The 14,707-nt window shown below is 72.2% G+C and carries 13 protein-coding genes; 8 read left to right on the top strand and 5 right to left on the bottom strand.

Annotated elements, in window-relative coordinates:
- Positions 1-84 precede the first annotated feature (84 nt).
- Positions 85-1,506: a hypothetical protein gene (locus AB0424_RS13720; protein ID WP_366304929.1), complete on the bottom strand. Its 1,422-nt coding sequence runs from the start codon at positions 1,504-1,506 to the stop codon at positions 85-87.
- A 99-nt stretch (positions 1,507-1,605) separates the two neighbouring features.
- Between AB0424_RS13720 and AB0424_RS13725 the strand changes: the two genes are divergently transcribed.
- Positions 1,606-2,973 (top strand): FAD-linked oxidase C-terminal domain-containing protein, encoded by a 1,368-nt coding sequence (locus AB0424_RS13725; RefSeq protein ID WP_366304931.1) that lies wholly within the window; start codon positions 1,606-1,608, stop codon positions 2,971-2,973.
- 67 nt (positions 2,974-3,040) lie between these two features.
- On the opposite strand, the gene AB0424_RS13730 is transcribed toward AB0424_RS13725, so the two are convergent.
- Positions 3,041-3,532, bottom strand: a complete 492-nt coding sequence (locus AB0424_RS13730) for an SsgA family sporulation/cell division regulator (protein ID WP_366304933.1) — start codon at positions 3,530-3,532, stop codon at positions 3,041-3,043.
- A 298-nt stretch (positions 3,533-3,830) separates the two neighbouring features.
- Between AB0424_RS13730 and AB0424_RS13735 the strand changes: the two genes are divergently transcribed.
- Together AB0424_RS13735 and AB0424_RS13740 are read left to right on the top strand one after the other, a co-directional pair.
- Positions 3,831-5,423: an RDD family protein gene (locus tag AB0424_RS13735; RefSeq protein ID WP_366304935.1), complete on the top strand. Its 1,593-nt coding sequence runs from the start codon at positions 3,831-3,833 to the stop codon at positions 5,421-5,423.
- Positions 5,424-5,560: 137 nt separating this feature from the next.
- Positions 5,561-6,340, top strand: coding sequence for an RDD family protein (locus tag AB0424_RS13740; protein ID WP_366304937.1), 780 nt, complete (start codon positions 5,561-5,563; stop codon positions 6,338-6,340).
- 31 nt (positions 6,341-6,371) lie between these two features.
- On the opposite strand, the gene AB0424_RS13745 is transcribed toward AB0424_RS13740, so the two are convergent.
- Positions 6,372-6,650 carry a hypothetical protein gene (locus AB0424_RS13745; protein ID WP_366304938.1) on the bottom strand — a complete coding sequence of 93 codons (279 nt, stop codon included), beginning with the start codon at positions 6,648-6,650 and terminating at the stop codon, positions 6,372-6,374.
- Positions 6,651-6,980: 330 nt separating this feature from the next.
- On the opposite strand from AB0424_RS13745, the gene AB0424_RS13750 reads away from it, so the two are divergent.
- Together AB0424_RS13750 and AB0424_RS13755 are read left to right on the top strand one after the other, a co-directional pair.
- Positions 6,981-9,389, top strand: a complete 2,409-nt coding sequence (locus AB0424_RS13750; RefSeq protein WP_366304939.1) for an immune inhibitor A domain-containing protein — start codon at positions 6,981-6,983, stop codon at positions 9,387-9,389.
- A gap of 122 nt (positions 9,390-9,511) precedes the next feature.
- Entirely contained in the window at positions 9,512-9,835 is a 324-nt protein-coding gene (locus AB0424_RS13755) for a hypothetical protein (protein WP_366304940.1), read from the top strand.
- 22 nt (positions 9,836-9,857) lie between these two features.
- On the opposite strand, the gene AB0424_RS13760 is transcribed toward AB0424_RS13755, so the two are convergent.
- Positions 9,858-10,457: an isochorismatase family protein gene (locus tag AB0424_RS13760; RefSeq protein ID WP_366304941.1), complete on the bottom strand. Its 600-nt coding sequence runs from the start codon at positions 10,455-10,457 to the stop codon at positions 9,858-9,860.
- Positions 10,458-10,575: 118 nt separating this feature from the next.
- A complete protein-coding gene (locus AB0424_RS13765; RefSeq protein WP_366304943.1) occupies positions 10,576-11,904 on the bottom strand; it encodes a nicotinate phosphoribosyltransferase in 1,329 nt (442 codons plus the stop codon).
- Positions 11,905-12,016: 112 nt separating this feature from the next.
- On the opposite strand from AB0424_RS13765, the gene clpS reads away from it, so the two are divergent.
- The 3 genes from clpS (at position 12,017) to AB0424_RS13780 (ending at position 14,664) form a co-directional block, all read left to right on the top strand.
- On the top strand, positions 12,017-12,322 hold the full coding sequence (gene clpS / locus AB0424_RS13770; protein WP_366304945.1) for an ATP-dependent Clp protease adapter ClpS: 306 nt from the start codon (positions 12,017-12,019) through the stop codon (positions 12,320-12,322).
- Positions 12,322-12,906, top strand: a complete 585-nt coding sequence (locus AB0424_RS13775; RefSeq protein ID WP_366304947.1) for a DUF2017 domain-containing protein — start codon at positions 12,322-12,324, stop codon at positions 12,904-12,906. The genes clpS and AB0424_RS13775 overlap by 1 nt, the downstream gene beginning before the upstream one ends.
- A 321-nt stretch (positions 12,907-13,227) precedes the next feature.
- Positions 13,228-14,664, top strand: a complete 1,437-nt coding sequence (locus AB0424_RS13780) for an amino acid permease (protein ID WP_366304949.1) — start codon at positions 13,228-13,230, stop codon at positions 14,662-14,664.
- The last annotated feature ends 43 nt before the right edge of the window (positions 14,665-14,707 follow it).

The raw sequence follows: 14,707 nt of genomic DNA on the forward strand, positions 1-14,707 counted from the left end.
CGGGGTGGGGCCCGGAAGGGTTCGGATTCGGGCGCGGGCCCGCACGGGGGTGGGGCCTGGGCCCGGATCCGGGCTGAGGGGGGGCTAGGCGGGGGTCGGGGTGGGGGCGGGATCCTGGGGGTCGTCCCGGGGGGGCGTCGCGCCGGGGCGGAGCTCCGGGGGGAGGTCGGGGGCGGGGTCGCCGAGGGAGGCGAGGGACCGGGCCGCGCGGGGGGCGTGGAGCGGGGAGAAGCGGGGGCTGATGCGCAGGGCCTCGGTGAGGTGCCGCCGCGCGGGGGCGGTCAGGCCGAGGGCGCGTTCGATCTCGGCGCGGTGGTAGGTGAAGAGGGCGCTGCGCAGGCCCTCCTCGGTGGCGAGCCTGGCGTAGCCGATGGCCTCCTTGGTGAGGCCGGAGCGGTGGAGGGCCCAGCCGAGCGCGTCGGCGGCGTGGACGGAGCGGTGGCCGCGGGCCCACTCGGCGCGCATGCGGACGACGGCGGCGGCCGGGTCGCCGTGGTCGGCGTCGAGGAGCCCGAGGGTGACCTCGGCCCCGGTCCGGGTGCCGGACCGCAGACGGGCGTAGAGGCCGCGGGCGTCCGTGTCGCGGCCGAGGGACTCGTACAGCTCGCCGGCCTCCAGGAGGTACGCGGGCAGCGGCTGCCGGTCGAGGGCGGCCCGCCAGTCGCGCAGGGCCTCGTCGGCGCGGCCGAGGGCGGCCAGGGCGCGGGCGCGGCCCGCGAGGGCGGGGCCGTGGCCGGCGGCGAGCCGCAGTGCGGCCGTGGAGTGGGCCAGCGCCTCCTCGGGCTCTCCCCGCTCCCACGCCAGGTCGCCGAGGCGGGTGAGCGCGGCGGCCTTCTCGGTGTCGGTGGCGGAGAGCGCGGCGGCGTCGAGCGCCGCGGCGTCGGCGTCCTCGCGCCAGCCGCGGTCGCGGTAGCTCTCCGCGGCCCGTCCCCGCACGGACGCGCCCGCGTGGAGCCCCTCCAGGGTCTCCATCGCCGTGCGCGCGGCCTTGTAGTCCCCGAGGCCGTTGTAGGCGTCGATCAGCACCGGGTACGTGGGCCACCGCCGCGGGGCGGCCTTCCGGACCCGCTCGCCCCACTCCTTGGCGGTCCGCCAGTCGCCGCGCGCCCCCGCGAGCGCGCCGAGTCCCAGCTGGGCGTCCAGGTTGCCGCGGGCGGCGGGGCGCTCGGCGAGGGAGCGCCGCAGGGCCCGCTCGGCGCGCGGGAAGTCGCGTGCGTCGCCGACCCGGGTGCCGCGTTCCGTGTACGCCGCGCCGAGCCGCGCCCAGGAGGCGTCGTCGTCCGGGTGGGCGCGCAGCCACTTCTCCCGGTCGGTGATCAGCGCGGCCAGGTCGGGCAGCGTGGCCGGCGCGCCCGCGTGGGCCGCGATCGTCGCCCGCTCGGCGGGTCCGGGCGGGGACGGCGGCCCCTGGCCGACCAGCTCCGGCAGGTACAGCAGCGCCGTCGCCGCGAGCACCGCGCCCACGCCGGCCGCGAGGACCGCCCTCGACACGTTCTGGGTCTTCATGGCGCTCACTGTGCGCCCGTACGCGCCTGTTCGAAGAGCGCGCGAAGCGCCCGCCCCGGCGGGTTCACACCGATGGCCCCGGGTGCCACGCTGGGAGGTATGGACGATCTTCTGACGCGGCTGCGCGCCGGTCTCCCCGACGAGGCGCTGCTCACCGACCCGGATGTGACGGCCTCCTACGCCCGTGACATGGCGAGCTTCTGCGCGGCCGGGGCGCCGGCGGTGGTCGTGCTGCCGCGCACCGTCGAGCAGGTCCGACACGTCATGCGGACCGCGACCGAACTCCGGGTGCCCGTCGTGCCGCAGGGGGCCCGTACCGGCCTGTCGGGGGGCGCCAACGCCTCCGAAGGCTGCATCGTGCTCTCGCTGGTCAAGATGGACCGCATCCTGGAGATCAACCCGGTGGACCGGATCGCCGTGGTCGAACCGGGTGTGGTCAACGCCGTGTTGTCCCGGGCCGTCGCCGAGCACGGGCTGTACTACCCGCCGGACCCGTCGAGCTGGGAGACGTGCACGATCGGCGGGAACATCGGCACCGCCTCCGGCGGTCTGTGCTGCGTCAAGTACGGGGTGACCGCCGAGTACGTCCTGGGACTCGACGTCGTCCTCGCCGACGGCCGGCTCCTGACCACCGGGCGCCGGACTGCCAAGGGCGTCGCGGGATATGACCTGACCAGGCTCTTCGTCGGTTCGGAGGGAAGCCTCGGCATCGTCGTGGGCGCGGTTCTCGCGCTCCGGCCGCAGCCTCCGGAACAGCTGGCGCTCGCCGCCGAGTTCCCCTCCGCGGCCGCCGCGTGCGCGGCCGTCTGCGCGATCATGGAGCGGGGCCATACGCCGTCGCTGCTCGAACTGATGGACCGCACCACCGTCCAGGCCGTCAACAGGCTGGCGCGCATGGGGTTGCCCGATACCACCGAGGCGCTGCTCCTGTGTGCGTTCGACACCCCGGACCCGGCCGCCGATCTGGCCGCCGTCGGGGAGCTCTGCTCGGCGGCGGGTGCCACCGAGGTCGTCCCGGCCGCGGACGCGGCGGAGTCCGCGCTCCTCCTCCAGGCGCGCCGGCTCTCGCTCACCGCGCTGGAGACGATCAAGTCCGCGACGATGATCGACGACGTGTGCGTGCCGCGGACCCGGCTGGCCGAGATGCTCGACGGCACGGCGGCCGTCGCGGAGAAGTACGGCCTGACCATCGGCGTCTGCGCGCACGCGGGCGACGGCAACACCCATCCCGTCGTCTGCTTCGACCACACCGACGAGGACGAGTCGCGGCGGGCGCGGGAGTCCTTCGACGAGATCATGGCGCTCGGGCTCGCCCTCGGCGGCACGATCACCGGCGAGCACGGCGTGGGCGTCCTCAAGAAGGAGTGGCTGGCGCGGGAGCTGGGGCCGGTCGGTCTCGAACTGCAGCGCGGCATCAAGGCGACCTTCGACCCGCTGGGACTGCTCAATCCCGGAAAGCTGTTCTGAGGGCGGGCCGGGGCGCCGGAACCGGTCCCCGGGTGTTCCGTGACCTGTCCGCCGAGCGGCGGGCGGGTCACAGTTCGCCGTCCTGGGACTCGTCCGACGGCCACGGGTCGCGCAGCCACAGCTCGTCGGTGACCACGGTGGCCGCGAGCAGTTCCGCCAGGCCCTCGTCCATGCCGAGCCGCTCGGACTCGGTGCCCGGCGGGACGGTGCGCAGGGTGCGCTCCAGCCAGGCCGACACCTGGGCGGAGGGGGCTTCGAGCAGGGCGTCGCCGTCGGGGGAGGAGAGCGCCATCAGGATGACGGCGCTCCCGTCGACCTTGGTGGGCCAGATGCGGACGTCGCCGTGGCCGCAGGCCCGGAAGACGCCCTCGACGAGCAGTTCGCGGGCGAAGGTCCAGTGGACCGGGTGGTCCGAGCCGACGTGGAAGGTGATGTGGACGGCGTAGGGGTCGCCGGTGCGGTAGCCGAGCCGGGCGGGCACGGGGACGGCGCGTTCGGGGGAGAGCACCAGCTTCAGCTCCAGCTCGCGCTCGACGGTGGTGTTGTCGGTGTTCTGCATGGTCGTGCTCCCTGTCGCGGTCCGGCCCCGGTTGGGCCGTCACAGGGAGAGAGCGGGGTGCCGGGGTTTCATGACGCGACTTCGGGAAGTTTTCTCGGGAAGTTCTCCGCGGACGCGATGTACCGGCCCGAACATCACCGGGAGTGATCAATTCCGGTACGCGTCCCCCGAAGGCGGCCTTTCTCGCGGTCTCTTTCTTCCCTCGGCGACGTTCTTCGTTACTGTCCTCCTTGGGCGCGGCACGCCCGGCGCGCTGCCGTGCGGATCAAGGGCGTTGTGACTGAACGGAGTCGGGGCAGTGGCTACTCCTCCCGGAGGCGGCGAAGAGGTACCGCAGGCGGGCTACTACCCGGACCCGTCCATCCCCGGATACATCCGGTACTGGAACGGTGGGGCCTGGGTCCCCGGCACGAGCCGGCCCGCCCCCGCGGAGGGCGAGGTTCCGCCCCACCCGCCCGCCGGGGCCGTCCCGGCCGGCCCGATCCTCGCCTCCGGACCGGCCCCCACCCCCGTGCCCGCGCAGGGCCGGCACACCGCGGAACCGGTGCAGGCGCAGCAGTCCGCGGCGCCCGCGCAGTCCTCGCACGCCGTGGCGCCGGTACAGCCCCAGCACCCCGTCGCGCCGGCGCAGGCCCTGCACCCCGCGGCGCCCGTGCAGGTCCGGCACCCCGAACCGGTCCGGCCCCCGGAACCCGTCGAGCCGCGCCCGGCGGAGCCCGTACCGCCCGTGACGTCCGTACCGGCCCAGCACACGCCCGCCGCGGACCGGCCGCAGCCGCGGGCCGTCGCCCCGGCGCCCGTGCCCGCGGTGGAGGAGACGGGGCCCGTCTTCTTCGACGAGGAGCCCGTCGCCCCCGAGCCCGCCTCGGCCTGGCAGGCGGACACCGCGCGCCAGACCGGCTTCGGCGGCGACCGCGACCGGAAGGTCTCCTGGGGCGCGCCCCAGGCCGCCGACCCGCGCACGCCCGCGGAGTGGCCGGTCGCGGGCGGTGCCGAGCCCGCGGCCGACGCGCCGGCGTCGGGGCCGGCCCGCACGGCCGACCCCCGGGCCACCGGCGGGGCCGCGCGGCTCGGCGGAATGCCGGTCACGCCGATCCCCGCCCCCGTCCCCGCACCTGCCCCTGTGCCCCAGCCGGAGCCGCCGCGCCGCCCCGAGCCGCAGCGTCGGCCCCAGGCGCAGCCCCAGCCCCAGCCGTCCGCTCAGCCCGCCCCGGCCGCGCCCGCCCCGGCCGCGCCCGCCCCGGCCGCGCCCGCCCCGGCCGCGCCCGCCCCGGCCGCGCCCGCCGCTCCGGCCCCCGCGCCCTCCTGGGCCCAGCAGTCCCCGGCGCAGGAGCAGCAGCCGGTCGTCCCGTGGAAGCCGCCGGTCGAGGACGTGTTCCAGCAGGCGGCCCGGGCGCAGGCGTCCGCGCGCCCCGCCGGTCACGGCAGGCGCCTGCTGGCGCGGCTGATCGACACGACCGTGCTCGGCGCGCTGGTCGGCGCGGCCTCCTTCCCCTTCGTGAGCGCCGCCCTCGACCACATCGACGGGAAGATCGAGGCGGCCAGGCAGTCCGGCGTCACCGTCCAGGTCTGGCTGGTGGACTCGACGACCTCCGTCCAGTTCGGCATCGCGCTGGCCGCGCTGTTCGTCATCGGCGTCCTGTACGAGGCGCTGCCGACCGCCAAGTGGGGCCGCACCCTGGGCAAGAAGCTGTGCGGGATCGAGGTGCGCGACATCGAGGCGCACCAGCCGCCGTCGTTCGGGAAGTCGCTGCGCCGCTGGCTCGTCTACAGCGTCCTGGGACTTCTGGTCCTCGGGGTCCTCAACGTGCTGTGGTGCCTCTTCGACCGCCCGTGGCGCCAGTGCTGGCACGACAAGGCGGCCCGCACCTTCGTGGCACGCCGAGCCTAGAGCGCGTCCGGAAAGTCCCGCCTGGCCGGGCAGACGGCGCTACTTTCCGGACACGCCCTAGCGGGACGGCCCGGGGCCGTCCCCCGAACGGGCGGCGATCTTTTGCGGGGTGGTCGCGCCCGCGATGCACTGCCCCCATGAGCACCGACCAGCCGCCGTCCGGCCAGCCGCCCGAGGAGGACCCGTTCCTCAAGAGGCCGCAGGAGCCCTCGCAGCCCTCCGCCGGCCAGCCGCCCCCTGACGGACCCCCTCCGTCCGGGCCGCCGGGAGGCCCCCCGCCGGAGGGCCCGCCGCCCGGTGGCCCGCCGCCCGGTGGCCCGCCTCCGGGTGGTCCGCCGCCGGGGAGTCCGTACGGCTCCCCGTACGACAACATGCCGCCGCCCCCGCCGCCGTACGGGAGTCCCTACGGAGGCGGTTACGGCGGGGCCGATCCGCTGGCCGGGATGCCGCCGCTGGCCGAGTCGGGGCGCCGCATCCTCGCCCGGCTGATCGACTGGCTGATCATCGCGATCCCCCTGGCGGTCATCGGCATCCCGTTCGACGTCTACGAGCGGGCCACCCGGGACGGCAACGACTTCGGGGACACGGTCAACAGCTTCAACGGCGGCAGCCAGCTGGTCTTCCAGCTCATCACGATCGTCGCGTTCGTGGCGTACGACACGGTGATGGTGGCCAAGAACGGCCAGACCCTCGGCAAGAAGTGGCTGAAGCTGCGGGTCGCGATGCTCAACGACGGCTCGACGCCCCCGATGAGCCAGTCACTGCTGCGGGCCGTCGTCCTCTGGCTGCCGGCGCTGATCTGCTGCGCCTGCCTGTGGCCGCTGCTCCTGCTGATCCTGATCCTGGTCGACAAGCCCTACAAGCAGGGTCTGCACGACAAGGCGGCGAAGACGGTGGTGGTCTCCGTCCCGCAGTAGCGGACGGATCCGTACGACCACGGACGAGACGTCATGAACCGATCCGGGTCTCGGCCCCCGCGCCCACGCGCGCGGCCGGCACCCGGATCGTCTCGTTCCCGGAAGGCGGGGGAACGGGGCCGGCGCTCTTGACGGCGTTCGTCCGCGCGGGCATCGTCACCGCCACGAGAACACCGAGCAGCAGTCCGGCGGCGCAGATCACCGAGACGCCGAGGGGCGTCGTCGTGCGGGAGAGCAGCAGCAGGGCGACGGTCGTGAGCACGACGGTGGCCGAACCGTAGGCGAGCTGTGCGGCGTTCGGACGCTGCATGACGGGTACCGCCCTCTCGGGACATCGGTTCGACTCTACGACGGTGGATGCCCGAGCGGGGTGGGAAGTAAGCGTGACCTTACCCACGGTGTCGGTGCACGGGGGGCGCACGGGGTCACGAGTTGCCCAATTCTCGGCCGTGATGCGCCTGCCGAGTGTCCGGATACCGGAATTCGGCTCCCACATAGTGCACTTGGTCTGTGCAAGTCAAGATCTGTCTTTTCTTGTCTCCCTCCGGTCGAATGTCGTCACTTGTGACGCGCGACCCCGCCGGACGGACACCCCACCACTCGGTCCGAGGGCGGCGGACGCCGGGGAGGAACACATCAAGTGACCAACAGACGACGGGCGATCAGAGCGTCCGCAGTCGTCGTGGCGCTCGCGGCCACCGCCGCCACCGCCTCGACCTTCACCACCGCCTGGGCCGACAACCACGGAAGCGTGGAGCCGGCCGGCATCCAGACCGTCGACAAGACGACGGTCGACCACGACCTCGAAGGCCCCTTCAGCGAGCAGCAGGACCAGCAGCGCAAGGCTGCCCTGGAGCAGGTGCTCAACGGCGAGGCCAAGGTCGAGAAGCGCGGCGGCTCTCAGGTCGTCAAGCTCGGCAGCAAGAAGTACGTCGAGCTCGGCCGCGAGAAGACCGACAAGATCTTCACGATCCTCGTCGAGTTCGGCGACCAGGTGGACACCACCACCCTGGTCGACCGCAAGGACGACGACACGACCGACCTCAAGCCGAAGTACGGCGGCCAGCCCGGTCCTCTGCACAACGCGATAGCCAAGCCGGACCGCAAGAACGACAACTCCACGGCCTGGCAGGCGGACTACAACCAGAAGCACTTCCAGGACCTGTACTTCGGCACCGGCAAGGACGCCAAGGGACAGCCCAAGCAGTCGCTGAAGACCTACTACGAGAAGACGTCGTCGGGCCGGTACTCGGTCGACGGCACCGTCTCCGACTGGGTCAAGGTTCCGTACAACGAGGCCCGTTACGGCTCGAACTGGTGCGGCCAGACCAACTGCTCCAACGTCTGGGACACGGTCCGCGACGGCCTGAACGCCTGGGTCGCCGACCAGAAGGCCAAGGGCAAGACCGACGCCCAGATCAAGGCCGCGCTGGCTTCCTACGACCAGTGGGACCGGTACGACTTCGACGGCGACGGCAACTTCAACGAGCCCGACGGCTACATCGACCACTTCCAGATCGTCCACGCGGGCGAGGACGAGTCGGCCGGTGGCGGCGCCGAGGGCACGGACGCCCTGTGGGCCCACCGCTGGTACGCCTACGGCACCAACGCGGGCAAGACCGGCCCGGCCAACAACAAGGCCGGCGGTACCCCGATCGGTGACACCGGCATCTGGGTCGGCGACTACACGATGCAGCCGGAGAACGGCGGCCTCGGCGTCTTCGCGCACGAGTACGGCCACGACCTCGGTCTGCCGGACCACTACGACACCGCGGGCGGCGAGAACTCCACCGGGTTCTGGACCCTCATGTCCTCCGGCTCCTGGCTGGGCCAGGGCAAGGACGCCATCGGCGACCTGCCCGGCGACATGACCGCGTGGGACAAGCTCCAGCTCGGCTGGCTGAACTACGCCAAGGTCGGCGACTGGCAGCGCGGCACCAAGACGACCCACAAGCTGGGCGTCTCGGAGTACAACACGAAGAACCCGCAGGCGCTCCTCGTCGAGCTGCCGAAGAAGGGCGTCACCACCGACATCGTCGCTCCCGCCGAGGGCGCGACGCAGTGGTGGAGCAACATGGGTGACGACCTCAAGAACACCCTCACCCGTGACGTCGACCTGTCGGGCAAGACGTCGGCCTCCCTGGAGCTCCAGGGCTGGTACGACATCGAGGCCGAGTACGACTACCTCTACACCGAGGTGTCGACGGACGGCGGCGCCAACTGGACCGCCGTGGACGGCACCGCCGACGGCGTGGCGCTCCCGCGCGACGCGGCCGGCTCCCCGGCCCTGACGGACGTCTCCGGCGCGCACAAGAAGCTCGTCTACAACCTGAACGCCTACGCGGGCAAGAAGGTCCAGCTCCGCTTCCGTTACCAGACGGACGGCGGCGCGGGCGGCAAGGGCTTCACCGCCGACGCCATCACCCTGACCGCCGATGGTGCCACCGTCTTCTCGGACAACGCCGAGAACGGTGACAACGGCTGGGTCGCCAAGGGCTTCTCGCGGGTCGGCAAGGGCTTCACGAAGGAGTACGAGCAGTACTACATCGCGGAGAACCGCCAGTACGTCTCGTACGACGCCACCCTCAAGGTCGGCCCCTACAACTTCGGTTGGACGGGTGACAAGGCCGGCTGGGTCGAGCACTACGCGTACCAGAACGGCCTGCTGATCTGGAAGTGGGACCTGTCCCAGAAGGACAACAACACCTCCCAGCACCCGGGCAAGGGTCTGATCCTCCCGATCGACTCGCACCCGACGCCGCTGAAGTGGTCGGACGGCACCCTGATGCGCAACCGCGTCCAGGCGTACGACTCGCCGTTCACGATCGCCCGCACGGAGGGCTTCCAGCTGCACAAGGCCGGCGTCGCCACCTGGGTCCCGTCCCAGGCCGGCAACCCGACCTTCGACGACCGCAAGGGCGTCTACTGGTTCGCCGAGACCCCGCGCGCCGGTGTCCAGGTAACTGACACCAACACCAAGATCCAGGTCGTCAAGGAGCCGAAGGATGGCCAGACGATCACGGTTCAGGTGGGTCCGTCCACGAAGTAACCGGTAAAACCGCAGGTCAAAGCATGATCGGCCGTCGCCCTCTAGCGGGCGGCGGCCGATCGTGTTTAGGTGCCTCTGACGCTTTTCTTATTGACATCTGATCCACGGGGGAGTGGTTCCGCATGCCCAACGGAGGGTTCTGCAAGCTGCCGGGCGGCAGCGTGGTCGTCGCGATAGGGCTTCCCAGCCCGGCCCGCGACGGAGCCACGGTCCGCTTCCTGGTGCACGCCGCCAACCGAGCCCGCGCCCTGACCCGGCTGCGGAACCTCGGCCTGCGCGCCGTCTACCTCCGCGGGAACAGCGAGCCGCCCACCCCGGACGAGATCACGGCTGTCCTGCACCACCCCGACGGCCTGCTCTGGAGATCCACCCCGGGCGCCGCCCAGGAGCTCTGGCACCCCGTGCGCTCCCTCCCGAGGGAGCCCGCCGCGGAGCCCGCCGCCTAGGGGGTGTCCGAGGGCGTCCGCGCTACGCGACCACCGGCTTGCCGGTGAGCAGCACACCCGCCGCCCGGAGCTCCTCCAGGGCCCGGTCGGTGGTCGCGCCGGCCACGCCCGCCGTGAGGTCGAGCAGCACGTGGGTGCGGAAGCCCTCGCGCGCCGCGTCCAGGGCCGTCGCCCGGACGCAGTGGTCGGTGGCGATCCCGACCACGTCGACCTCGGTGACGTCCCGGGCGTGCAGCCACTCCGCGAGCGTCTCGCCGTTCTCGTCCCGGCCCTCGAAGCCGCTGTACGCGGCGGAGTACGCGCCCTTGTCGAAGACGGCGTCGATCGCGCCGCTGGCGACCGCCGGAGCGAAGTTCGGGTGGAAGCCGACGCCCTCCGTGCCGGCCACGCAGTGCACCGGCCAGGAGGACACGTAGTCCGGGTCCTCGCCGGCCGGGGCGAAGTGCGCGCCCGGATCGACGTGGTGGTCGCGGGTGGCGACGACATGCCGGTAGGAGGTGCCCGCCGTCTGGCCGACCAGGTCGGTGATGGCCGCGGCGACGTCCGCCCCGCCCGTCACCGCGAGGCTGCCGCCCTCGCAGAAGTCGTTCTGAACGTCCACAACGATCAATGCGCGGTGCATGGCGGGTGTCCTTAGGGCGTCGGAGGGGGTGGGTCCCGAGCCTAGAGACTTCCCCCTCCCGGCGGGAGGGGGCGTCCCCGGGGACTCGCGGGCCCGCCGGCCGGAGGGCCGGCTGCGGTCAGACGTACTCGGTCGGGAGGACCGGCTCGCCCCGGGAGAGCTGCATGGCCGACATCGGGAGCCCGGCGCGGGCCGCGATGTGCCGGGACCTCGCGGCCTCCAGGGGCTCCCGGGCCACCACGTCGCCGCCCTTCACCAGCTCCACCAGGAGCTGGTGGTCGGCGAGCTCCGGCGGGACCGGTCCGACGCCCACGACCTCGGCCTCGGCGACCCCGGTCGCGTCGGGCCGGCGGGCCGCCCACTTGCGGCCGCCGACGGACGCCTTGCCGCCCAGCGACTTCTTGGCGACCGGGACGAGCGGGGCCCTGAGGTCGGCCGAGTCGGCCCGCGCCACCAGCTTGTAGACCATCGAGCAGGTCGGGTGGCCGCTGCCGGTGACCAGCTGCGTCCCCACCCCGTACGCGTCGACCGGCGCGGCGGCGAGCGAGGCGATGGCGTACTCGTCGAGGTCCGAGGTGACCACGATCCGGGTGTCGCGGGCGCCCAGCTCGTCGAGCTGCGCCCGCACCCGGTGGGCGACGAGCAGCAGGTCGCCGGAGTCGATCCGGACCGCCCCCAGCTCGGGCCCGGCCACCTCGACGGCGGTCCGGACGGCCTCGGCGACGTCGTAGGTGTCGACGAGCAGGGTCGTACCGCGCCCCAGGGAGTCGATCTGGGCCCGGAAGGCGTCCCGCTCGCTGTCGTGGAGCAGGGTGAAGGCGTGGGCGGAGGTGCCGACGGTCGGGATGCCGTAGCGGAACCCGGCCGCGAGGTCCGAGGTGGAGTCGAAGCCGCCGACGTAGGCGGCGCGGGAGGCGGCGACGGCCGCGAGCTCGTGGGTGCGCCGGGCGCCCATCTCGATCAGGCGCCGCCCGCCGGCCGCTGCCGACATGCGGGAGGCCGCGGCGGCGATGGCCGAGTCGTGGTTGAGGATGGAGAGGATCACCGTCTCCAGGAGCACGCACTCGGCGAAGGAGCCCTCGACGCGCAGCACGGGCGAGCCGGGGAAGTACACCTCGCCCTCGGGGTACCCCCAGATGTCGCCGGAGAAGCGGTAGCGGGCCAGCCAGGCGAGGGTCGGCTCGTCGACGATGCCGTGCTCGCGCAGGAAGCCCAGGACGGCCGGGTCGAAGCGGAAGTTCTCGACGGCGTCCAGGACGCGTCCGACTCCCGCGAGGACTCCGTAGCGCCGCCCCTCGGGCAGCCGTCGGGTGAAGACCTCGAAGACGGAGCGCCGGTCGGCGGTGCCGGCCCGCAGGGCCGCCTGGAGCATGGTCAGCTCGTACTGATCGGTGAAGAGCGCGGTCGACGGCACGTCCACCGGCAGCCCAAGGTCCGCAGCGTTCATGTCAGCGATGCTAGCGCAGAAATCGTCAGAGTGACGATTTCTATCGCCGTCCGTGCGTCGCGGGCGCGCCCCGTTTGTGCGACGGGCCCCCAGGGGTGACAACATGGGGTGAGTGAGCGTCGCGCCTATTGAGATCGAACGTACGGAATCGGCCGAGGAGGTCTCCGCGGTCACCGAACCCGATGTGCCGTGGGTGACCCTCGTGCACAACGATCCGGTGAACCTGATGAGCTACGTGGAGTACGTCTTCCAGTCGTACTTCGGCTACTCCAAGGACAAGGCGCACAAACTGATGCTCGACGTGCACCACAAGGGCCGCGCGGTGGTCTCCAGCGGCACGCGTGAGGAGATGGAACGCGACGTGCAGGCGATGCACGGCTACGGCCTCTGGGCGACCCTCTCCCAGGACCGCTTCTGATGGCCGGCCACTTCGAGGCGCTGCCCGGCGGCGGCGCGGCCGTCGCGCTCGACGAGGTCGAGATCTCCATCCTCCGCTCCCTCGCCGTGCAGCTCATGGAGCTGATCGGCCCGGGCGACGAGCCGTCGGCCGACGAGGACCCGCTGGCCGCGCTCTTCTCCGAGGGGCCCAGCGAGCCGCCGTCCGACCCGGCCCTCCGGCGCCTCTTCCCCGACGCGTACGGGGACGACAGCGAGGAGCTGCGGGCGGCCGCCTCCGACTTCCGCCGCTACACCGAGAACGACCTGCGGGCCCGCAAGCGCGAGGACGCCCTCGTGGTGGTCCGCGCCCTGGACGGCCTGACGGCCGAGGCGGCGGGCGAGGGCGGGGCGGTCCTGAAGCTGACCGCGGACGAGTCCCGGGCCTGGCTCGGCGCGCTCAACGACCTCCGGCTGACCATCGGCACCCGCCTGGAGGTCACGGACGACGAGGAGAGTGAGCAGCTCTACCGGCTGCCGGACTCCGACCCGCGCAAGCCGATGGTGATGGCGTACCTCTGGCTGGGTGCGCTGCAGGAGTCCCTCGTCACGACCCTGATGTCGTAGCCGGCGCTCCCGGCGGCGGGGTGTTCGCTCAGCGGACGCTCAAATCCGGATAACGAATGCGTTATCAGACCGTCCACCCCGCACTCTTGTGTCCTTTTCCTGCCTGTATTTCTGTGGCGTGCGCCACAGGGATCTCCGTCGATCGCCCCGCGCCCCGTGATAAATCTTCACGACCGCTCGGGGACGCCACCCCTGTTCCCGAGGGCGCTTGGACCGGCTGACCGCCGGTGGCACTCCATCCACATCCGGGGGGATCAGGAACTGGTCCGCGGCAGACGCACTCGCAGTCGCGCGGATCGGCATGGAGAAAGGCGCACCACCATGACCTCTGTGCAGGTCGACAAGCAGCACGACGGCGACGAGGCCGCGGAGTCCGCACCCGGTGAGGGTTACCACCGGGCACTCGGCGCCCGTCAGATCCAGATGATCGCCATCGGCGGAGCCATCGGGACCGGCCTCTTCCTCGGCGCCGGCAAGGGCATCTCCATCGCGGGACCGAGCCTGATCCTCGCCTACGCCCTCGCGGGCGTCGTCATCTTCTTCATCATGCGGGCGCTCGGCGAGCTCCTCATGTACCGCCCGGTCTCGGGCTCCTTCTCCGAGTACGCCCGCGAGTTCATCGGCCCCTTCGCGGGCTTCGCGACCGGCTGGACGTACTGGCTCTTCTGGGTGGTCACCGGCATCACCGAGGTCACCGCCGCGGCCACCTACATGACGTACTGGTGGGACATCCCGCAGTGGCTGTCCGCCCTCGTCTTCACCGTGATCCTCTACGGTGCCAACCTGATCTCCGTGAAGCTCTTCGGTGAGCTGGAGTTCTGGTTCTCGATGGTCAAGGTCACCGCGATCGTCGGCATGATCCTGATCTGCGCCGGCATCCTGACCCTCGGCTTCTCCGACGCCGGCGACACCGCCTCCGTCACCCACCTGTGGGACCTCGGCGGCTTCTTCGCCGGCGAGGACGGCATCTTCTCGACCCTGATGACCCTCCAGATGGTCATGTTCGCCTTCCTCGCCGTCGAGCTGGTCGGCGTCACCGCGGGCGAGTCGAAGGACCCGAAGACGGTCCTGCCGAAGGCGATCAACACCGTGCCGTGGCGCATCGCCGTCTTCTACGTCGGCGCGCTGATCATGATCCTCTCGGTCGTCCCGTGGACCGCCTTCAAGCCGGGCGTCAGCCCGTTCGTCGAGGCGTTCGAGCGGATGGGCCTGGGCATCGGCGCCGCCATCGTCAACTTCGTGGTCCTGACGGCGGCCCTGTCCTCCTGCAACTCGGGCATGTACTCCACCGGCCGCATGCTGCGCGACCTGGCGCTCAACGGCCAGGGTCCGAAGGTCTTCACCCGGCTGACCCGGTCCGGCACCCCGCTCGTCGGCACCACGGTCTCCGCCGCGCTGATGATGGTCGGAGTCTGGATCAACTACCAGTGGCCCGGCGAGGCGTTCAACTACGTCGTCTCCTTCGCCACCATCTCCGGCATGTGGGCCTGGATCGTCATCCTCGTCTGCCAGATCCGCTACCGCCTCAAGGCCGACCGGGGCGAGCTGCCCCAGTCCTCCTTCAAGGCGCCCGGCGGCATCTGGTTCAGCGTCTTCTCGCTGGCCTTCATCGCCATGGTCATCGTCACGATGGCCATGGACGAGGGCAACCGCGTCGCGCTGTACGGCGCCCCGGTGTGGGGTCTCCTCCTCGCCGTCTCCTACCTGGTCCTCAAGGCCCGCAACCCCCAAGGCGCGGCCTTCGCCAAGCGGTCCTGATCCAGGACCGTCCCGGCATGCGGGCCGTTCCGTACCACTCCTC

The sequence above is a fragment of the Streptomyces sp. NPDC051180 genome (assembly GCF_040689545.1).
Lineage (GTDB): Bacteria > Actinomycetota > Actinomycetes > Streptomycetales > Streptomycetaceae > Streptomyces.

What these genes read in the sequence shown, in the direction of transcription:
- AB0424_RS13765 (WP_366304943.1), bottom strand. Translation starts at nt 11,904, where the DNA reads ATGAACGCTGCGGACCTTGGGCTGCCGGTGGACGTGCCGTCGACCGCG.
- AB0424_RS13745 (WP_366304938.1), bottom strand. Translation starts at nt 6,650, where the DNA reads ATGCAGCGTCCGAACGCCGCACAGCTCGCCTACGGTTCGGCCACCGTC.
- AB0424_RS13755 (WP_366304940.1), top strand. Translation starts at nt 9,512, where the DNA reads ATGCCCAACGGAGGGTTCTGCAAGCTGCCGGGCGGCAGCGTGGTCGTC.
- AB0424_RS13760 (WP_366304941.1), bottom strand. Translation starts at nt 10,457, where the DNA reads ATGCACCGCGCATTGATCGTTGTGGACGTTCAGAACGACTTCTGCGAG.
- AB0424_RS13740 (WP_366304937.1), top strand. Translation starts at nt 5,561, where the DNA reads ATGAGCACCGACCAGCCGCCGTCCGGCCAGCCGCCCGAGGAGGACCCG.
- AB0424_RS13720 (WP_366304929.1), bottom strand. Translation starts at nt 1,506, where the DNA reads ATGAAGACCCAGAACGTGTCGAGGGCGGTCCTCGCGGCCGGCGTGGGC.
- AB0424_RS13725 (WP_366304931.1), top strand. Translation starts at nt 1,606, where the DNA reads ATGGACGATCTTCTGACGCGGCTGCGCGCCGGTCTCCCCGACGAGGCG.
- AB0424_RS13730 (WP_366304933.1), bottom strand. Translation starts at nt 3,532, where the DNA reads ATGCAGAACACCGACAACACCACCGTCGAGCGCGAGCTGGAGCTGAAG.
- AB0424_RS13775 (WP_366304947.1), top strand. Translation starts at nt 12,322, where the DNA reads ATGGCCGGCCACTTCGAGGCGCTGCCCGGCGGCGGCGCGGCCGTCGCG.
- AB0424_RS13780 (WP_366304949.1), top strand. Translation starts at nt 13,228, where the DNA reads ATGACCTCTGTGCAGGTCGACAAGCAGCACGACGGCGACGAGGCCGCG.